This window comes from Deefgea rivuli DSM 18356, from assembly GCF_000620145.1.
Taxonomy (GTDB): domain Bacteria; phylum Pseudomonadota; class Gammaproteobacteria; order Burkholderiales; family Chitinibacteraceae; genus Deefgea; species Deefgea rivuli.
In genome coordinates, this window is sequence record NZ_JHVM01000003.1 from 89,306 (window position 1) to 106,473 (window position 17,168).

General features: G+C 51.3%; 14 protein-coding genes. 5 read left to right on the top strand and 9 right to left on the bottom strand.

What is annotated here, in order from left to right:
- Positions 1-4 precede the first annotated feature (4 nt).
- The gene (gene hrcA / locus Q320_RS0100425) at positions 5-1,021 is read right to left on the bottom strand and encodes a heat-inducible transcriptional repressor HrcA (RefSeq protein ID WP_308417132.1); all 1,017 of its coding nucleotides are present in this window, start codon (positions 1,019-1,021) and stop codon (positions 5-7) included.
- Between the two features lie 73 nt (positions 1,022-1,094).
- On the opposite strand from hrcA, the gene Q320_RS0100430 reads away from it, so the two are divergent.
- The 5 genes from Q320_RS0100430 (at position 1,095) to Q320_RS21435 (ending at position 6,510) form a co-directional block, all read left to right on the top strand.
- Positions 1,095-1,970 carry an NAD kinase gene (locus Q320_RS0100430; RefSeq protein WP_027467354.1) on the top strand — a complete coding sequence of 292 codons (876 nt, stop codon included), beginning with the start codon at positions 1,095-1,097 and terminating at the stop codon, positions 1,968-1,970.
- Positions 1,971-2,288: 318 nt separating this feature from the next.
- The gene (recN, locus tag Q320_RS0100435; RefSeq protein ID WP_027467355.1) at positions 2,289-3,941 is read left to right on the top strand and encodes a DNA repair protein RecN; all 1,653 of its coding nucleotides are present in this window, start codon (positions 2,289-2,291) and stop codon (positions 3,939-3,941) included.
- Positions 3,942-3,986: 45 nt separating this feature from the next.
- On the top strand, positions 3,987-4,445 hold the full coding sequence (locus Q320_RS0100440) for a hypothetical protein (protein WP_027467356.1): 459 nt from the start codon (positions 3,987-3,989) through the stop codon (positions 4,443-4,445).
- The gene (gene tadA / locus Q320_RS21130) at positions 4,442-5,695 is read left to right on the top strand and encodes a tRNA adenosine(34) deaminase TadA (RefSeq protein ID WP_084282224.1); all 1,254 of its coding nucleotides are present in this window, start codon (positions 4,442-4,444) and stop codon (positions 5,693-5,695) included. Before Q320_RS0100440 ends, tadA begins: the two co-directional genes overlap by 4 nt.
- Positions 5,696-5,808: 113 nt before the next feature.
- Positions 5,809-6,510 (top strand): hypothetical protein, encoded by a 702-nt coding sequence (locus Q320_RS21435; protein ID WP_027467357.1) that lies wholly within the window; start codon positions 5,809-5,811, stop codon positions 6,508-6,510.
- A 50-nt stretch (positions 6,511-6,560) separates the two neighbouring features.
- Here the strand turns inward: Q320_RS21435 and trpC are convergent, their stop codons facing one another.
- The 8 genes from trpC to nirB all read right to left on the bottom strand — a co-directional run bounded on the left by trpC (position 6,561) and on the right by nirB (position 17,145).
- The gene (gene trpC / locus Q320_RS0100455) at positions 6,561-7,370 is read right to left on the bottom strand and encodes an indole-3-glycerol phosphate synthase TrpC (protein ID WP_027467358.1); all 810 of its coding nucleotides are present in this window, start codon (positions 7,368-7,370) and stop codon (positions 6,561-6,563) included.
- A gap of 9 nt (positions 7,371-7,379) precedes the next feature.
- Entirely contained in the window at positions 7,380-8,099 is a 720-nt protein-coding gene (locus tag Q320_RS0100460) for a PIN domain-containing protein (protein ID WP_027467359.1), read from the bottom strand.
- 22 nt (positions 8,100-8,121) lie between these two features.
- The gene (gene trpD / locus Q320_RS0100465) at positions 8,122-9,153 is read right to left on the bottom strand and encodes an anthranilate phosphoribosyltransferase (protein ID WP_027467360.1); all 1,032 of its coding nucleotides are present in this window, start codon (positions 9,151-9,153) and stop codon (positions 8,122-8,124) included.
- A 136-nt stretch (positions 9,154-9,289) separates the two neighbouring features.
- The gene (locus Q320_RS0100470; protein ID WP_027467361.1) at positions 9,290-9,859 is read right to left on the bottom strand and encodes an anthranilate synthase component II; all 570 of its coding nucleotides are present in this window, start codon (positions 9,857-9,859) and stop codon (positions 9,290-9,292) included.
- Positions 9,860-10,190: 331 nt separating this feature from the next.
- Entirely contained in the window at positions 10,191-10,934 is a 744-nt protein-coding gene (cobA, locus tag Q320_RS0100480; RefSeq protein ID WP_027467362.1) for a uroporphyrinogen-III C-methyltransferase, read from the bottom strand.
- Positions 10,935-11,288: 354 nt separating this feature from the next.
- The gene (locus tag Q320_RS0100485) at positions 11,289-14,066 is read right to left on the bottom strand and encodes a nitrate reductase (RefSeq protein WP_027467363.1); all 2,778 of its coding nucleotides are present in this window, start codon (positions 14,064-14,066) and stop codon (positions 11,289-11,291) included.
- An 84-nt stretch (positions 14,067-14,150) separates the two neighbouring features.
- Complete coding sequence (nirD, locus tag Q320_RS0100490; protein ID WP_027467364.1) at positions 14,151-14,480, bottom strand: nitrite reductase small subunit NirD; 330 nt, start codon at positions 14,478-14,480, stop codon at positions 14,151-14,153.
- A gap of 232 nt (positions 14,481-14,712) precedes the next feature.
- The gene (gene nirB / locus Q320_RS0100495; protein ID WP_027467365.1) at positions 14,713-17,145 is read right to left on the bottom strand and encodes a nitrite reductase large subunit NirB; all 2,433 of its coding nucleotides are present in this window, start codon (positions 17,143-17,145) and stop codon (positions 14,713-14,715) included.
- Between the last annotated feature and the right edge of the window lie 23 nt (positions 17,146-17,168).

Genomic DNA, 17,168 nt, shown 5'->3' on the forward strand with positions numbered 1-17,168 from the left:
GTTTTTAGTTTGATTGGGTTAGCGCGCTGGAAAGCAGTTGGGCGGTGATATTAACGATCGGAATTACGCGATCGTACGCCATGCGGGTTGGACCAATGACGCCGAGCGTGCCGACAATTTCATTGCCAAGCCGGTAAGGCGCAGTGACCACCGAGCATTCGTCTAGCGTCGCAATGCCTGATTCATTGCCGATATAAATTTGAATGCCGGTTGCTTGTTGTCCGAGCTGCATCAGCTGAAGTAGAGCCGTCTTCTGTTCAAAAAGTTCAAATAATTGCCGCATTCGCGCCATATCACCGCCGAAATCATTCAAGCCCAAGAGTTGATGCTCACCCGCAATCACCATTGAGTCGTGGCTGAAATCGCTGCCGATATGTACGGCGGCATTCATCAGCTCGAGCAAATCCCGCTTCACGCGGCCTAAATCCCCTTGCAACAAGCTCATTAAATTACTAATGGTTTTACCTGCGCAGTGCTTATTGAGGAAATTCGCCGCTTCAATCAGTTCGGTACTAGAGAGGTGTTGCTCGGTTTGCACAATCCGATTTTGCACTTCGCCGTCGGCAGTCACCAGGATCAGCAGAACGCGCTTTTCTGAAAGCGGCAAAAATTCAATCTGCTTTAAGACGATTTCACGCCGTTTCGGCGTAATCACGACACCGGCAAACTGCGTTAGCTGCGACAATAATTGCGAAGCCGCAGCAATACTGTGCTGCGGATTGTCGGTGGGTAATTCTGCGCGTTGTAATTCGCCCAGTGACTCTGGCAATTCAGGCGCACTAAGCAGACTATCCACAAAGAGTCGATAACCTTGTGCGGTCGGAATTCGCCCTGCGGATGTGTGCGGACTGGCGATCAGGCCGAGCTGTTCTAAGTCGGCCATCACATTGCGTATGGTGGCTGAACTGACGTCGAGACCCGAGTATTGCGACAGCACTTTGGAGCCGACAGGGTGACCATCGGCGATATAGCGTTCCACCAAGGTCTTAAGCAGGATATGGGATCGATCATTGAGCATCATAGCGCTGGATTTTAACCTGTCTGGCGTGTTATTAATGCGTTCTGTGATTTAATTTGGTGTAAAACCACACGTCATGCATAGCTTATTCAAAACCATCGCCCTCGTTGGCCGTCTGAACACTCCCGCCTTGGGCGATCCTATCCGCCGCTTGGCCGCCATGCTCGAAGTCGGCGGCATCAAAGTGCTGGTCGAGCAAGAAATTGCCAAAGAGCACAGCATTGATGACTATCAAAAAGTCACTCGCGATCATATCGGCAAATTGGCCGATTTGGTGGTCGTGCTGGGTGGTGATGGCACGATGCTGTCGGTGGCGCGTTTGCTTGCGCCGTATCGCATTCCACTGATGGGAATTAACCAAGGTCGCCTTGGTTTTATGACCGATATTCCATTGCATGAAATGGAAGCGACTGTTAGCAATATGATTGCCGGGCAGTTTATTCCCGAAGAGCGCATTTTGCTGGAAACGACGATTTTGCGCGATGGTCAGCCAATTTCTACTTCGTTGGCGTTTAACGATGTTGTGTTTAGTCGTGGCTCGATTGGTTCGATGATTGAGTTTGAGATTTTTGTCGACAATCAGTTCGTGTATAGCCAGCGCTCGGACGGTTTGGTCGTGTCAACGCCGACTGGGTCAACGGCATATGCGCTCGCGTCGGGCGGTCCGATTTTGCATCCGGCCTTGCCTGCCATCACCTTGGTACCGATTTGCCCGCAATCCCTATCGAATCGCCCGATTGTCGTGTCCGATAATGCGCAAGTGGCGTTTTTATTAACGCGCGGGCAGGGCGCTCGCGTGCATTTTGATAACCAATCCGATTTCGAACTGCACGAAATGGATAGAGTCATGATCCGCCGCTATACCAATTCGCTACGCATCCTGCATCCGCACGGCTACAGCTATTACGACATGCTGCGCGCCAAACTGCGCTGGGGCGAAAAGCTGCTTTAAGCTTTTGGCAGGTTAAAGGCTGGATCACGAACGGCACGAAAATAAAAGCAAAAATGTCGTCATTCCGGCGAAGGCCGGAATCTAGTTGCAATGTTGGCAGGACTAGGGGGCTTAGGCTTGCGTTAATATCTTTATCTTGAGGATTTACTGAGATTGTTAAAAGAATTGGCGAAGTTCGAAGTTATTTTTCTTTGGTGTATTTCGGCCTTTTTTCGTGCCTTTCGTGTTCCGATTGTGCAGTTTGTTTTTATCTACTCGCCAACCATATAGAACGAATGTACACTTTGAGCTTGTTCCTAGCTTTTCTTAGGTGAGACCATGCTGGCTGCGCTGCATTTACGTGATTTTGTCATTGTTCGTGAATTGGATTTAGATTTCTCGCAAGGCTTAACCGTGTTGACGGGTGAAACGGGGGCGGGTAAATCGATTTTGATCGATGCGCTCGGCCTTTTGCTCGGCGATCGTTCTGACGCTGGCGTGGTGCGCCACGGTGCAGAGCGCGCTGAACTTTCTGCTGAATTTATCTGCGATAAAATCCCGCAAGTCGCGCCATGGTTGGCTGAGCAAGGCTTGTCTGACGAGGGCGAGCCGCTGATTATTCGCCGCATTATCGATGCCAGTGGCAAATCCAGATCATTTATCAACGGCAGCCCCGTTACGCTGGCGCAGCTCAAAGGCGTCGGCGAATTCTTAGTCGATATCCACGGTCAACACGCACACCAATCCTTATTGCGCCACGATGCGCAGCGCGATTTGCTCGATGCCTATGCTGGCACAACGCAGCAAGCGCGTGAGATTAGTAAGAAATATCATGCTTGGCAAACCTTGGCGCAACAGCTTAATGATGCAGAGCAAAATGCTGAACGCTTTGAAACCGAGCGCGAACGCTTGCAATGGCAGATCGACGAAGTCGCGGCGCTGAATATTCAGGCCGGTGAATGGCCCGAGTTGCAAGCCGATCATAAGCGCTTGCATCATGCGGCTAGCTTAATTGATGGCGTGCAAGAGGGCTTGTTGGCGCTGAGTGATGGCGACGACAATTGCCAAAGTTGGCTCGCCACCGTCGCGCATCGCTTAAGCCAATTGGCCGATTTCGACCCTGCGATCAACGAAACTTTAGAGCTTATCGCAGGTGCAGAAGCGCAGTTGGCTGAATCAGTGAGCTCATTGCGCATTTACGCCGATCGCCTCGAATTAGATCCTGAGCGCTTGAGCGAAGTCGAAAGTCGCTTGGACGCGATGTATAAAATGGGCCGAAAATACCGCGTCGATCCGTCGCAATTGCTAGAGCAACTGCAAGAGTGGCAAGCGCGTTTGGCCGAGTTGGGCGGTGCAGAAGGCTTGGATGCGCTACGCAAACAAGTGCTGGCGGCCGAAGCGCAATATCGCAAACTGGCTGGCGTTTTATCCAAACAACGCGCTACAGCGGCAAAAAAACTCTCAAGCTTGGTCACCGAGCAAATGCAAGTGTTGGCCTTGTCGGGCAGTCGTTGCGAAGTGGTGCTGCAAGAATTAGCGCACCCAGCGGCGTATGGCTTGGAGCAAATCGAATTGCAAGTCGCCAATCATCCGGCCTCGCCATTGCGGGCGATGGCCAAAGTGGCTTCGGGCGGCGAATTATCGCGGATCAGCTTGGCGCTGCAAGTGGTGACCAGTCAAGTGGCGAATGTGCCTACCTTGATTTTCGACGAAGTGGATGTCGGCATTGGTGGCCGTGTCGCAGAGATTGTCGGGCGTTTATTGTCCGAATTAGGACAAACCTGCCAAGTGCTGTGCATTACACATTTACCGCAAGTTGCCGCTTGCGGCAATCAGCATTTACAAGTGGCGAAGCAGCAAGGCAAAGAGGGCGTGATTAGCTCGATTGAAATACTTAGCCATGAAGCCCGAATTGAAGAAATTGCGCGGATGTTGGGTGGTTTGGATATAACTGAAACGACTCGGCAACACGCGGCCGAGATGTTAGCTTGAGGTGGATAGTTGTAATTAGTAAAGTTGCCTGTGTGAAGGACTGCGATGTTGAAGTATTTTTATGCTGGTTTCTCCATATTGTTTTTATGGGCGGGGTTACTCTGGGAAAAAACACCTGTTCCAGACGTTAATGGGGAGGTTTTTGAAGAACAAGGTGTTTTGAGTTGTATCGTGGGATCAAAATCAAATCCGATGCACATAATGCAATTGCGACATTACACGACAGGATTTGCAGCTCCTTATGGCGTTGTGGGGGTGTGCGGTTTAGGTAATATCGAAGTTGGGAAAAAGGTTGCGTTGAAATGGGTTCGCGTTCCTACTACGAATGTTCGCTACATTATTTCGGTTCGGGATCTGCAATCTAATCAACTCTATGTAACAGAGCCTACGCAACTTGCAAAAATTGCTGCTTTTGCTGAAGACTTCAAAATATATAAAGTGATGTTTCTTGTGGCTTTTCTGATTTTTCTTTATATGGCAATTCAAGAGTGGCGTAAAAAATGATGATGGAATTAGAGTCTTCTGACTTCATTTTTATGCAGGCTGCGCTCTCTGAGGCACAAAAAGCGGCTGATATTGGTGAAGTGCCAGTAGGTGCCGTGGTCGTGCATCGTGGTGAAATCATTGGTCGCGGCCACAATCAGCCTATCAGCAGTCACGATCCGAGCGCCCACGCTGAAATGCAGGCGATCCGCCAAGCTGCGCTGCATTTGGGCAATTACCGCCTGCCTGAGTGTGAGTTGTTTATTACGCTCGAACCTTGCTTAATGTGCAGCGGCGCAATTTTGCAGTCGCGCATTGCGCGTGTCGTGTATGCGTTGCCCGAGCCCAAAACGGGCGCAGCAGGCAGCGTCTGCAATCCCTATCTTGAGCCACGTTTAAATCACCATACGCAGATCGAGCAAGGCCCTTGCGCGGCAGAGGCCAAGCAATTACTGCAAGATTTTTTTGCGCAAAAACGTCAAGCAAACGAGATCGCGAAACTTCTATCTATTGACGGACTAGCTAATTTTCGTGACTTCGGTGGCATGAAAACCGCCGATGGTCGGGTCATTCGATCCCATCTACTCTTTCGTTCAGATCAATTGGCTGGATTAAAGGATCAAGCGACATTTGAAGCTTTAGCGATCAAAACCGTTTGGGATTTTCGCTCGTCGGCTGAAATCGCGCAGCATCCCGACCCAGAATGGCCGCAGATTCGCTATGTATTTGGCGATGTGCTGATGGAATCCATGCAGCAATCTGCGCTGCACTTAGAAACCCTATTGGCCGATCCGCAGCAATTAGATTTGCACTTGGGGCGAGGGCAGGCGGCGGTTATGATGATGAATCTGTATCGAGATATGGTTAGTAATGCACATGCACAAGGGGTAATGACCCGCTGGCTGCAGAGCCTAAGCGTTGCCGAGCAATACCCAGTCCTATTTCATTGCACCGCAGGCAAAGATAGAACCGGCTGGGCGGCGGTTTTATTGCTAACCATCTTGGGCGTGCCGCACGAGCGGATTTTGCGCGACTATTTGGCGAGTCATGAGCGTGTATTGCAAAAATATCAGCCCATGATTACCCGTTGCGTCGCCAATGGCGCGGATGAGGCGATTTTGCATGCTATTTTCGGCGTGCAAGCAGAATATCTTAAAGCTGCGCTGCACGAAGTCAAAAAAGTCGCCGGCACTTTGCCGCGCTATATCGAGCATATTTTGGGTATAAGCCCCCAGCAGCAGTCCGCCATTCGCGCGAATTTGCTGAATTAAGTCGTCTTAATAGCCTACGTCGCCCTTTTGGCGGCTGATGGCGTTTCTTATGCATTGCTTCACGCGCATGAAGATCATACTAATAGGATGGTTTTTATGCCAAGGAGTGCATTATGAAACGCCTCATCATCGCCGTGTCTTTAGTTTTGAGCGCTGGAGTGTTCGCCGATAGCTTGGACGACAGCGCTCAGCAAACCAATCAACTGAGCAAGCCACAAAGTTCAAAACAGGTGAGCGCCTCACTCGCAAATACGTATACGTCCCTCGCAGGCTCACCAGAAAATGCAGCGCAATTGGCGAGCGCATTGCGTACAGGGCAAAGCACAACGATTACTGCCGCCGATGGCAGCCAAACGACGCTAACTGGATCGGGCAAGGTGATGGGTTGGGGCAATGTGAACAATACCTTGGCTTTGACCAGTGCAATGATGCAGCAAAACCCCAGCTTGAGTTTGCAGCAGGCGCTAACTTCGGTAACGACACAGCGTAGTTTGGGTATGGGTTGGGGTGAGATTGCTCATTCCTTGGGGCTCAACTTGGGTAGTGTTGTCTCTAAAAGTCATCAGGCCAATCATGATTTAGGCGTGCATCAAGGTCTTGCAAAAAACAGCAATAAAGCGCATCAGCAGTCTAGCAAGTCAAATGTGCAAAATGCAGAGTCGCGCGGTAAATCAGATAGTTCAAATGGCTCGAATACCGGCAAACAATCTGGCCAGAACTCAGGTGGCGCTCATTCAGGTGGCGCAAGTGCGGGAGGGAGTGGTGGCTCTGGTGGTAAAGGGGGAGGAAAGGGCGGAGGAGGTGGCTCTAAGTAGTATATTGCCCAAGGTTTTATTGATAAACGCCTAGGGCAATATACCTAGCATTATTTGTAAATTGGATCAAATAATGCGCTCAAGCCTTGCCCTGGTGAAGCTTGGCGCATAAACGCTTCGCCGACCAAGTAAGTATGTACGTCGTGATCGTGCATCAATTGCACATCGCTCGGCGCGTGAATACCGCTTTCGCAGACGGCAATCCGATTGCCTCCCGCATCGACAATGCGCGGTAGCAAGTCAATGGTCGTTTGTAGGCTCACTTCAAACGTGCGCAAATTTCGGTTGTTCACGCCAACGAGCGGCGTCGTTAATTGCAAGGCCGCATCGAGTTCTTCGCCGTTATGAACTTCAACCAACACCGCCATGCCCAAGTTGTGCGCCAGTGCTTCAAAATCACGCATTTGCGCTAAATCCAGCTCCGCCGCGATCAGCAAAATGCAATCGGCGCCCCAAGCGCGCGCTTCATAAAATTGATATTCATCGACCATAAAGTCTTTACGCAGCGCAGGTAAAGCGCAAGCCGCACGCGCCGCTTTCAAATAGTCTGCATGGCCTTGGAAATATTGCACATCAGTCAGCACCGACAAACAAGCCGCGCCATTGGCGGCATAATCAGCAGCAATTTCCGCTGGCACAAAGGGATCACGCATCACGCCCTTGCTTGGACTGGCTTTTTTGATTTCGGCAATCACGCCCGCTTTGCCCGCTGCATGTTTCGCGCGAATTGCCGCAACAAAATCACGATGATCTGTGTTTGCTTCCGCCTGTGCGCGAATTTCGGCGAGCGGGATTAGTTTTTTAGCAGCAGCGACTTCTTCAAACTTCGTCGCCCAGATTTTTTTTAGGATGTCAGACATATACTCTTCTTAAAATAAATATGAAATTCGTTTTTGATTGACGGATATTTTTTTATTTTGCTTTAGCAGGTTAAAAATTGCCGTTGGATTTAAGTCAGATTTTTTCTTAAGGTATTGAGCATTAATGTGATTTACTAAAGTGGTTTCAGTTCTTGGTCTTTTTAGTTTTTCAACTTTACCTAAGTTTGAAATCAAATGTTCTAGTATCTCTGTGTTTGATAATTTTTTAGGTGCAGGTGCAGGTGCAGGTGCAGGTGCAGGTGCAGGTGCAGGTGCAAGTTCGTTTCGAGTATTTAGTATTGCTGGAGCATTGTGCTCGGTTATTTGAGCTTGAACACCCGTTGTATTATCGCTTGGACTAAAAACAGGCGGAATGTTCTGAACTCTTTCGCAGTGATGGCCTTGGCTTATTATGTGTTTTATAAGAACATCGTAATCGTTGTCGCCAGAGGCAATGTAAATTTTACATTGAACAGAAGTATTTTCTTTTGTTGCAATAAAGTAGCCAAGGTAATAGGCAATGTGGAAATCAAGAGCATTCCGGCCATTGCCACCCATTTGAATCCACTCAACTGCCTTGCCCAGTTTTTGAGTCTTCTTAACAATTTCTAGATTTATCTTGGATTGTGAGTGGCCCACAAAAATAACAACCATGTCATTATTTGGATCAATCTCTTCATAAGATAAATTTTGTAGATTTTCGAAATCAACAAAAAATAATTTATTCATTAGTATCTCTATCGAGGGTGAATTACACCTTGCTCAATTTATGGGTGAACGTGATCAATGCATCCAATTTCGCTTTCGCCGCACCACTCGCAATCACTTCGTGTGCTGCGTTGATGCCGTCTTCTAACGTCACCGCTAAATTGGCGGCGTAAATCGCAGCGCCCGCATTGAGTAGTACGATGTCGCGGCAAGGGCCTGTTTCGCCGTTCAGAATGCCTTCGATAATGGCTTTTGATTCGGCGGCGTTGCTGGCGTGCAGCGTTTTAATATCGGCAAATTCAAAACCGAAATCACGTGGATCGAGTTCATATTCGATAATCTCACCATCTTTGAGTTCGGCAATCAAGGTCGGCGCGCTGATCGAGATTTCGTCCATGCCATCTTTGCCATGCACGATGAGTATATGCTTGGAGCCTAGTTGCTTTAACACTCGCGCTTGAATACCTACTAGGTCGGGGTGAAATACACCCATAACTTGATTGTCGGCAGCGGCGGGGTTCGTTAACGGGCCAAGGATATTAAAAATCGTCCGTACGCCCATTTCTTTGCGCACAGGCGCCACATATTTCATTGCGCTGTGATGATTGGGGGCGAACATAAAGCCCAGACCCACTTCATCGATACACTGGCCGACTTGTTCGGCAGTCAGATTCAAATTCACGCCAAACGCTTCCAATACATCGGCTGAACCTGAGCTGGACGACACTGAGCGGCCGCCATGTTTGGCGACTTTTGCGCCCGCTGCAGCAGCAACAAACGAGGCGCAAGTTGAAATATTAAATGTATGCGCGCCATCGCCGCCCGTACCACAGGTGTCGACCAAATGACGGCGATCTTGCACGGCGACTTTGGTTGAAAATTCGCGCATCACCGTTGCGGCAGCGGCGATTTCAGACACGCTTTCCACTTTGGTGCGCAGACCCATTAACAGCGCAGCAATCTGAGCTTGTGTCATTTCACCGGACATAATTTGCCGCATCAGATACAGCATTTCATCGTAAAACAATTCGTTATTATCAATTAGGCGATTCAGTGCTGCTTGTACGGTAATCATTTTTTGCAATCCAATTTATTTGCCAGTGCCCTGCGGCCTTGTGAGCAGTGCTGCGGCTTGGTGTTTCGTGCGGCACAGGGGAATTTGTCGGCAGGTAGTTTTAGCGTAAAAGAAGCCGACTCAAGGTCGGCTATGTTTACGCCCATTCGCGCAGGAAGTTATCCAGCATTTTATGTCCGTGCTCAGTCAAAATGGATTCAGGGTGAAATTGCACGCCTTCAATCGCCAAGGTTTTATGGCGCACGCCCATGATTTCGCCGTCTTCCGTCCATGCAGTAATTTCGAGGCAATCAGGTAGCGTTTCGTTTTCAATTGCTAATGAATGGTAGCGCGTTACCGTAACGGGTGAGGGTATGTCCTTGAACATCCCGACGTCATTATGAATAACGGGCGATACCTTGCCGTGCATCAATGTTTTGGCGTGTAGTACAACACCGCCAAATGCTTCGCCAATCGCTTGATGCCCAAGGCAAACGCCCATAATCGGTAATTTGCCGGCGAAATGTTTGATCGCGGCGACCGAAATACCGGCCTCAGCAGGCGAGCAAGGACCGGGGGAAATCACTAAATATTTTGGATTAAGCGCTTCGATTTCTTCGATGGTGATTTCATCGTTGCGATGAACCTGCACCTCTTGGCCCAGTTCGCCAAAATATTGCACTAGGTTGTAAGTGAAGCTGTCGTAATTGTCGATCATCAATAGCATTTTTGGCGTAACCTCTTAATCTTACTGGTTTTTGTTTGTTGCGCCGCCAATTGATACCCGCATTAATACCCGCTTTATGATTTGCTGGTTGTGGTCTCGGTGCAGACGGCACCGTTGATGTGGGTAAATTATGGCGTGTTGCTGGAATGGCGTCTAGCAAAACGCAGAAAAGTAGAGGTCAGGTAGCGAGCCAGTAGGAGGCGGCAATGTGTGAAACAGAAAATCAACGTTACACAGCTGAATTTAGAATTAAAGCTGTGAGTCTGGGCAACTCCGATGAGAGGCTTGGCTTGAGCGACATCAATCGCCGACAAAGCCTACTGTTTCAAATCTAGGCAACGAGCGCATCCTCGATGATTGTCATCCTTGACTCACCAATCGCATCGCCAACCAGAATAATCGCTGGGCTGCCTATTCCGGCTGCGGTGGCGTCAAACGCTAGTTTACCCAGCGTGCTGAGTAAGCAGCGCTCTTGTGGGGTGCTGGCCCATTGCACCACGGCGGCTGGGGTACTATCTGGCAGTATTGCCAGCAAACCCTTTGTAATATTAGCAATTCGGCTCATACCCATATAGATTACCAAAGTCGTTCCTGTCGCTGCCAGTGCTGACCAATTTGGCTCGCTATGGTCTTGCGCATGCGCGGTGACAAAAGTGACGCCTTGGCAGTGTTCGCGATGGGTCAGTGAAATGCCTAGCGAGGTGGCTGCTGCGAGGCCAGAACTGATGCCATTGATAATCTCGACCTGCACGCCAGCGGCTTGCAAAAAGGTGATTTCTTCGCCAGCGCGGCCAAATAGCAGCACTTCACCGCCTTTGACGCGAACGACGATTTTGCCTTGCAGCGCATAGCGGCGCATCAGGCGCTGGATGAAATCTTGCGGTGTTGATTTGCAACCGCCACGCTTGCCGACGCGAATCAGTTGCGCTTGCGGCGCAAGCTCAACAATTGCCGGATTGGCTAAATCATCAAGCAGCAATACCTCGGCACTCGCCAAGGCTTTAGCGGCTTTGAGCGTTAGTAAATCCAAATCGCCTGGGCCCGCGCCCAATAAAATCACTTTGCCTGCTGTCATTTTTTATCCCCTGTGTACTACAAAAACGGATCACGAAAAACATGCCCCGCAGGAAATACCCTTGGGGTACGAAATAAGGGCAAAAAGCACGAAGTTAAGGTTTGTTTGAGAATAGTTATTCGCTTTAGGATCTGGATCGAAATAACTTATCGAAATATCACACTCAATCAGATCGTCATCCCCGAGTGCTCTTATCGGGGATCCAGCCGCGCAGCTGGATTCCCGCCATAGACACGCGGGAATGACGAGACTTTGGAAAAGAAGTTAATGTGAACCACATCCTCAGGCCTATGTTCGTATTTTTTCGCACCCCAAGGGTATTTCCTGCGGGGCATGTCTTTCGTGATCCAAGCATTAAACCACCGTCGTTTGGCAGAGGCGATTCAGTTCCGGCATGCAGGAGCCGCAGACGCTGCCGCAGCCGAGTTTGGCTTTTAATTGGGAGACGTTTGCGCCCATCGCAATTTCTGCACGTATCGTCGATTCACGGATATTGATGCAATTACAAATCACGCGATCTTTGGGCGCGGCTAGTCTTGGCGCGAACACGCTCATTCTTGGGCCTGTCCATGGCAAACCGATTTGTGCAATCAGCGCTTCATTGCCGGCAATATCCCCAGCCAGCACGAAGCCCCGCAGCACATTCGGATTCATCACGTCTACATCGCCAGACCATGCGACGCGCTTGATGAGGCCGCGCTTAGCATCTTGGTATTGCAATACATCCGCGCCGGGCTGTAGGTTTAGCGCTGCAAACAGGCGCTCCAGCCAAGCCGTTGAATTCCTTGAATCAGTTGGCGCAGCCACATCGGCGACGCGCAGTACCAGCATTGGATTTTCGCGGCCTTGCAAAGTGATGCTGGCGTAAGCGCACTCTTGCAATAGCGGCTGCACGGCGGCGTGTAGCGCGAGAATATCGCCCTCCGCGTCCCCTGCCATCGACATTGCGGCGACCAATCGCCATGGTAGCTCGGCTTTTTCGACGCGAACCGCCGCGTGTTTTAGTTCGGGCTGCGCGGATTTGCCGTCCACCGCGCTGCTACATACTTCATTAATCCCGCCACTATTTAAAAATTGCCCGTTCCAGTGCATCGCGGCAAACACCGTACCCGACGCGACAGAGTCCGACACTTCTAAAGGCAGGATCAAGTTACCGCGCTTGCTGGCGACTTTTAGTAAATCACCGGCTTTGAGGCTGCGCCGCTCGGCGTCGAGCGGATGCATCGTTAATGAGGGTTCGGCGCTGTGCTCGAACAGTTGCGGCACACGGCCGGTACGGCTCATGCCATGCCATTGGTCGCGCAAACGGCCAGTGAGTAAATGGAAAGGAAAGCGTGAATTGGTCGCCTCAGCAACAGGTAAATATTGCACCGCATGAAACCGCGCTTTGCCGTCTATCATCGCAAACACGCCATCGGTATAACGCCGTGCTTGGCCTTGCGTCGCTCCAGCGGGGAAGGGCCATTGCTGCGGGCTTTGCTCTAATTTTGCATAAGTCAGGCCGCCAATGTCCAAGTCACGACCCATCGTGAGTAGGCGATGCTCGTTGAAAATCATTTCGACTCCCGTGGAAGCGGGCTTGCCCGCGAAGGCCATTTCGCGAGCAAGCTCGCTCCCGCCAGCATACGGAAACAGCGTTGCCTTATCAGGGCGCAGCCGCGCCTCAATCCGCCTTGCGACTTCAACGGCGATTTCCCAATCGGCCTTGGCTTCACCCGGTGTGGCCACCGCTGCGTTAACGCGCGAAATACGTCGCTCGGAATTAGTCACCGTACCCGATTTTTCGCCCCAGCTGCTGGCGGGCAATAACACATCGGCAAACGCCACCGTGTCGGTATTGGCAAATGCGTCTTGCACCACCACCAGCTCGGCGGCCTCTAAGGCGAGGCGCACGTTGGCTAGATCGGGCAAGGAATGCGCCGGATTGCTACAGACAATCCAGACGGCTTTAATCTTGCCGGCTTTGATCGCATCAAACATCGCAATCGCGGGCAGGCCAGGCCGATCAGAAACCGAATCAACGCCCCAGAGTGCGGATATTTCAGCGCGGTGTGCGGCATTGCCAATCTCGCGGTGCGCCGCCAGCATGGTTGCCATGCCGCCCACTTCGCGCCCGCCCATTGCATTGGGTTGGCCGGTGAGCGAAAAAGGCCCCGCGCCCGGTTTGCCGATTTGCCCGGTCGCTAGGTGCAGGTTAATCAGCGAGAGGTTCTTATCTGTGCCGTGGCTCGATTGATTGAGCCCCATGCAATACAAGGACAGCGCCGCAGGGCTAGCGCCAAACCATTCGGCGGCGAGGCGCAGGTCTTCTTCCAGAATGCCGCAAATCTCGGCGACCATTTTCGGCGTGTAATCACGCACCAGCGTTTTTAGCTCGGCAAATCCCACCGTGTGCGCGGCGATAAATTGCGTATCGGCCAAGCCTTCCCATAGCAAGTGGTGCAGCATGCCGTTGAACAGCGCAACGTCGGTGCCGGGCTGAATTTGCAGGTGTAAATCAGCCATCACGGCGGTATCGGTACGGCGTGGATCGATGACAATCCATTTCACCGCCGGATTAGCGGCTTTGGCGGCTTCTAAACGGCGAAATAGCACCGGATGCGCGTACGCCATATTGCTACCAGCAAACAACACCGTTTGAGCGAGTTCTAAATCGTCGTAACACGTCGGCGGGCCGTCGGCGCCGAGTGCCATTTTGTAGCCCGTCACCGCGCTCGACATACACAGTCGCGAATTGGTATCAATATTATTGGTGCCAACCAAGCCCTTGGCGAGCTTGTTAAACACGTAATAATCCTCGGTCAGCAATTGGCCGGATACATAAAACGCCACAGCATCGGGGCCGTGTTGCTCGATGATATCGGCAAAACGCTCTGCCACCGTATCGAGCGCCATAGACCAATCAACGCGTTCACGCGGCGCATCGCGCGTCAGGCGCAGCTCAGGATACAGCGCGCGATTGGTGAGGCTGGCCGCGCTTTTCGCTAACGACAAACCCTTAGTACACAGGCGGCCAAAGTTGGCCGGATGCTCAGGATCGCCCTGAATCCCGGTGATGCGCAAGCCGTCCGATTCAATCAAAACCCCACAGCCCACGCCGCAGTAACAGCAAGTCGAACGGGTGATGCTCATGGTAGCGCTCCTAGCGAATGAATCTTTAAACAATATACCTAGTATATCTATTGGCATGTAGCCATTTTAAATAAATGGCTACAATCATATACCCATAGATAAAAACACCTGACCCGCCTCAAGCTTGGTCGGAAAACGCCGTGCACAGCCTTGATCGGGAGCGCGGGCTTCGCCGGTTTTTAGGTCGATATTCCAGCTATGCAGCGGGCAAGTGACCGATTCACCGTGCACGATACCTTGCGACAGCGGTCCGCCTTTGTGCGGGCAATGATCGAGCAGCGCAAACACTGTATTACCTGCGGTACGAAACACCGCGATATTGCCGCTAGGGTGCTCAACGACGCGGCTGCCGAGCTGAGGGATTTCGTCGATATGGCACACAGAAATCCATGTTGGATTGGCTTTCATATTCATTTTGCTGTCCTTTTTTAAAAACAAACCCGCTTGTCCACGAAAAGCACGAAAAAATACACAGCTAAGGATTAAATCGTCATTCCCGAAAGCTTTTATCGGGAATCCAGCAGCGCCGCTGGATTCCCGCCAACGTCACGCGGGAATGACGGGGATTGGTTTTGTTCGTGTCTTTTCGCACCCCAAGGGTGTTTCCTGCGGGGCATGTTTTTCGTGGACAAATAGGTTTTGGCTTTTACGCAATCACTTTAATCGGAATAAATTCCTGTTTCGCTTTACCAGCAATCCGTTCCGCCCATGGGTCGCGTAGGCCGTCGAGCGAGTACAGCAGCCGCTCAAGCAGCGCTTTGCGATTTATTGCATCGTCGACGACTTTGGCTTTGACATAATCAAGGCCAACGCGGGCGATGTAGTGCACGGTGCGATCAAGGTAATAGGCTTCTTCGCGGTACAGTTGCAAAAATGCGCCGCTGTATTCTTTGACTTCATCAGCAGTTTTTACTTTGCAGAAAAATTGCGCCACTTCGGTTTTGATACCACCGTTGCCGCCGACATACAGCTCCCAGCCGCTTTCAACTGCAATTACGCCAACGTCTTTAATCCCGCTTTCGGCGCAATTTCTTGGACAGCCACTCACCGCTAGTTTGACCTTGTGCGGCGACCACATATTGGCGAGCATCGTCTCCAAATCAATCCCCATTTGCGTACTGTTTTGCGTACCAAAACGGCAAAATTCGCTGCCAACACAGGTTTTCACAGTGCGGATCGACTTGCCGTAAGCGTGACCCGATTGCATGCCCAAATCCGCCCAGACATTGACCAGATCTTCTTTTTTGATCCCTAATAAGTCGATACGTTGTCCGCCGGTGACTTTGAGCAGCGGTACAGCGTATTTGTCGGCCACATCGGCAATGCGGCGCAGCTCAGACGCATTAGTGACGCCGCCTTTCATTTGCGGAATTACCGAGAAAGTGCCGTCTTTTTGGATATTGGCGTGCACGCGCTCATTCACAAAACGGCTTTGCGGATCGTCAACCGCTTCGTGCGGCCATGTTGAGAGCAGGTAATAATTCACCGCTGGGCGGCACGTCGCGCAGCCATTGGGCGTGCGCCATTCCATAAACTCATACACCTCAGCATGGTTCAGCAAATGATGTTGCTTAATCGCTTGCCGCACTTGCGCGTGCGTGTGATCGGTACAGCCGCAGACTGCTTTCGTTTTCGGGGATTCCTGGAAACTACCACCTAGCGTATTCATCAAAATTTGCTCGACCAGCCCAGTACACGAGCCGCACGAGCTGGCGGCTTTGGTGTGTTTTTTGACGTCGTCGACGGTAAATAAACCTTGCTCATTAATGGCTTTAACGATGGTTCCCTTGCACACGCCGTTACAGCCGCAGACTTCGTCTTTGTCTTGCATGCCACTGGCGCGGCTTTGTCCGGCAACACCGGCATCGCCAACGCTGCTCTCGCCAAACATTAGCGTGTCGCGCAAATCGCTAATCGTGCGGCCTTCGCGCAGCAATTTGAAATACCACGCGCCATCCGTCGTATCGCCATAGAGACAAGCACCGATTAGTTTGTCGTCTTTGATGACCAGTTTTTTGTACACGCCACCAGCAGGATCAGACAAAACGATTTCCTCGCTGTCATCGCTGCCCATAAAATCACCGGCCGAAAACAGATCGATGCCGGTGACTTTGAGTTTGGTCGACAGCACCGAGCCTTTGTATTGGCCATAACCCATCAGCGCCAGATGATTGGCGGCGACTTTGGCCATTTCAAACAGCGGCGCAACCAGCCCATACGCCGTACCGCGATGGTTGACGCATTCGCCGACGGCATAAATGCGCGGATCGTAGGTTTGCAGCGCGTCAGAGACGACAATGCCGTTTTTGCAATGCAGGCCAGCGGCTTCAGCGAGTTGCGTATTCGGGCGGATACCAACGGCCATGACGACCAAATCGGCGGCGGCTTCAGTGCCATCTTTAAACCGTACGCCGACGACTTCGCCCGCTTCGTTACCTAAAATTGACGCCGTTGCATGGCCGAGTAGAAATTTCAGGCCGCGCTCGACGAGTGAGTTTTCGAGTAATTTTCCCGCCGTTACATCCAGCTGGCGGTCGAGCAACCACGTTCCCAGATGCACGACGCTCACTTCCATACCGCGCAACATCAGGCCATTAGCCGCTTCCAGCCCCAATAAGCCACCACCGATGACGACAGCGGTTTTTTTGACTTTGGCGGCGTTAATCATTGCTTCGGTATCGTAAATATCGCGATAACTAATTACACCGTTTAGCTCCGCCCCTGGAATCGGCAGCATAAATGGTGTTGAACCGGTCGCCAGCAGTAGGCGGTCGTACGGCGCTTCTGTGCCATCGTCGGCAATCACCACGCGGCGAATCCTATCGATTTGCGTGATCGCTTTGCCCATGTGCAAAGTGATGTTGTGCTCCGCATACCAATCGATGGTGTTGAGCACAATTTGATCGAATGTTTGCTCACCGGCTAGCACGGGGCTGAGCAAAATGCGGTTGTAATTGGGATGCGGCTCGGCACCAAACACGGTGATGTCGTAACGATCTGGCGCGAGTGCCAGCAATTCTTCCAAAGTCCGAATCCCGGCCATGCCGTTTCCGACAACAACAAGTTTGGGTTTAGTCATGGTGGTGTTCCTTTATAAAAACA

What these genes read in the sequence shown, in the direction of transcription:
- hrcA (WP_308417132.1), bottom strand. Translation starts at nt 1,021, where the DNA reads ATGATGCTCAATGATCGATCCCATATCCTGCTTAAGACCTTGGTGGAA.
- Q320_RS0100430 (WP_027467354.1), top strand. Translation starts at nt 1,095, where the DNA reads ATGCATAGCTTATTCAAAACCATCGCCCTCGTTGGCCGTCTGAACACT.
- recN (WP_027467355.1), top strand. Translation starts at nt 2,289, where the DNA reads ATGCTGGCTGCGCTGCATTTACGTGATTTTGTCATTGTTCGTGAATTG.
- Q320_RS0100440 (WP_027467356.1), top strand. Translation starts at nt 3,987, where the DNA reads ATGTTGAAGTATTTTTATGCTGGTTTCTCCATATTGTTTTTATGGGCG.
- tadA (WP_084282224.1), top strand. Translation starts at nt 4,442, where the DNA reads ATGATGATGGAATTAGAGTCTTCTGACTTCATTTTTATGCAGGCTGCG.
- Q320_RS21435 (WP_027467357.1), top strand. Translation starts at nt 5,809, where the DNA reads ATGAAACGCCTCATCATCGCCGTGTCTTTAGTTTTGAGCGCTGGAGTG.
- trpC (WP_027467358.1), bottom strand. Translation starts at nt 7,370, where the DNA reads ATGTCTGACATCCTAAAAAAAATCTGGGCGACGAAGTTTGAAGAAGTC.
- Q320_RS0100460 (WP_027467359.1), bottom strand. Translation starts at nt 8,099, where the DNA reads ATGAATAAATTATTTTTTGTTGATTTCGAAAATCTACAAAATTTATCT.
- trpD (WP_027467360.1), bottom strand. Translation starts at nt 9,153, where the DNA reads ATGATTACCGTACAAGCAGCACTGAATCGCCTAATTGATAATAACGAA.
- Q320_RS0100470 (WP_027467361.1), bottom strand. Translation starts at nt 9,859, where the DNA reads ATGCTATTGATGATCGACAATTACGACAGCTTCACTTACAACCTAGTG.
- cobA (WP_027467362.1), bottom strand. Translation starts at nt 10,934, where the DNA reads ATGACAGCAGGCAAAGTGATTTTATTGGGCGCGGGCCCAGGCGATTTG.
- Q320_RS0100485 (WP_027467363.1), bottom strand. Translation starts at nt 14,066, where the DNA reads ATGAGCATCACCCGTTCGACTTGCTGTTACTGCGGCGTGGGCTGTGGG.
- nirD (WP_027467364.1), bottom strand. Translation starts at nt 14,480, where the DNA reads ATGAATATGAAAGCCAATCCAACATGGATTTCTGTGTGCCATATCGAC.
- nirB (WP_027467365.1), bottom strand. Translation starts at nt 17,145, where the DNA reads ATGACTAAACCCAAACTTGTTGTTGTCGGAAACGGCATGGCCGGGATT.